This window comes from Halopseudomonas pelagia CL-AP6 (genome assembly GCF_000410875.1).
GTDB lineage: Bacteria > Pseudomonadota > Gammaproteobacteria > Pseudomonadales > Pseudomonadaceae > Halopseudomonas > Halopseudomonas pelagia.
This window is the reverse complement of sequence record NZ_AROI01000066.1, coordinates 1-1,865: the sequence shown is the minus strand read 5'-3', so window position 1 is coordinate 1,865 and position 1,865 is coordinate 1. Positions and strand designations below refer to the sequence as shown.

Annotated in this window: 1 rRNA gene; it reads right to left on the bottom strand. The window is 51.6% G+C overall.

The features are described 5' to 3' along the window. Nucleotides 1–99: 99 nt before the first annotated feature. Nucleotides 100–1,636, bottom strand: a 16S ribosomal RNA gene (locus K787_RS0121555). Between the last annotated feature and the right edge of the window lie 229 nt (nucleotides 1,637–1,865).

Genomic DNA, 1,865 nt, shown 5'->3' with positions numbered 1-1,865 from the left:
CGGGTGAACTGTAGCTTGAGAGCTAAAGACCCTATCGCTTTCTTAATGAATCAAGTAATTCGTGTGAGTGCTTGACCGAATGGCCTGTGATCTGTCGATTAAGGAGGTGATCCAGCCGCAGGTTCCCCTACGGCTACCTTGTTACGACTTCACCCCAGTCATGAATCACACCGTGGTAACCGTCCTCCCGAAGGTTAGACTAGCTACTTCTGGTGCAACCCACTCCCATGGTGTGACGGGCGGTGTGTACAAGGCCCGGGAACGTATTCACCGTGGCGTTCTGATCCACGATTACTAGCGATTCCGACTTCACGGAGTCGAGTTGCAGACTCCGATCCGGACTACGAGAGGTTTTATGGGATTAGCTCCACCTCGCGGCTTGGCAACCCTTTGTACCCCCCATTGTAGCACGTGTGTAGCCCTGGCCGTAAGGGCCATGATGACTTGACGTCATCCCCACCTTCCTCCGGTTTGTCACCGGCAGTCTCCTTAGAGTGCCCACCATTACGTGCTGGTAACTAAGGACAAGGGTTGCGCTCGTTACGGGACTTAACCCAACATCTCACGACACGAGCTGACGACAGCCATGCAGCACCTGTGTCTGAGTTCCCGAAGGCACCAATCCATCTCTGGAAAGTTCTCAGCATGTCAAGGCCAGGTAAGGTTCTTCGCGTTGCTTCGAATTAAACCACATGCTCCACCGCTTGTGCGGGCCCCCGTCAATTCATTTGAGTTTTAATCTTGCGACCGTACTCCCCAGGCGGTCAACTTAGTGCGTTAGCTGCGCCACTAAGAACTCAAGGTTCCCAACGGCTAGTTGACATCGTTTACGGCGTGGACTACCAGGGTATCTAATCCTGTTTGCTCCCCACGCTTTCGCACCTCAGTGTCAGTATCAGTCCAGGTAGTCGCCTTCGCCACTGGTGTTCCTTCCTATATCTACGCATTTCACCGCTACACAGGAAATTCCACTACCCTCTACCGTACTCTAGCTAAGCAGTTATGGATGCAGTTCCCAGGTTGAGCCCGGGGATTTCACACCCATCTTACTTAGCCACCTACGCGCGCTTTACGCCCAGTAATTCCGATTAACGCTTGCACCCTCTGTATTACCGCGGCTGCTGGCACAGAGTTAGCCGGTGCTTATTCTGTCGGTAACGTCAAGACTGATACGTATTAAGCATCAGCCCTTCCTCCCAACTTAAAGTGCTTTACAATCCGAAGACCTTCTTCACACACGCGGCATGGCTGGATCAGGCTTGCGCCCATTGTCCAATATTCCCCACTGCTGCCTCCCGTAGGAGTCTGGACCGTGTCTCAGTTCCAGTGTGACTGATCATCCTCTCAGACCAGTTACGGATCGTCGCCTTGGTGAGCCTTTACCTCACCAACAAGCTAATCCGACCTGGGCTCATCTGATAGCGCAAGGTCCGAAGATCCCCTGCTTTCTCCCGTAGGACGTATGCGGTATTAGCGTCCGTTTCCGAACGTTATCCCCCACTATCAGGCAGATTCCCAGGTATTACTCACCCGTCCGCCGCTCTCAAGAGAAGCAAGCTTCTCTCTACCGCTCGACTTGCATGTGTTAGGCCTGCCGCCAGCGTTCAATCTGAGCCATGATCAAACTCTTCAGTTTTAAGACTGATTGGGTTTTGTGAAAACCCTAAACTTGGCTCAGCTTTATTACAAAAAACTCAGTGAATTCACAGAGTAACTTGCTTAGGCTGATAATCTTTTTGATCATCAGAACCACAAGGCAAGCACCCACACGAATTACTTGATTCACATTGTTAAAGAGCGGTTCGGTTCGCGTCTCCGCTTAACCAAGGTGGCGTATATTACGCTAACCTTCTAATCTGTCAAGC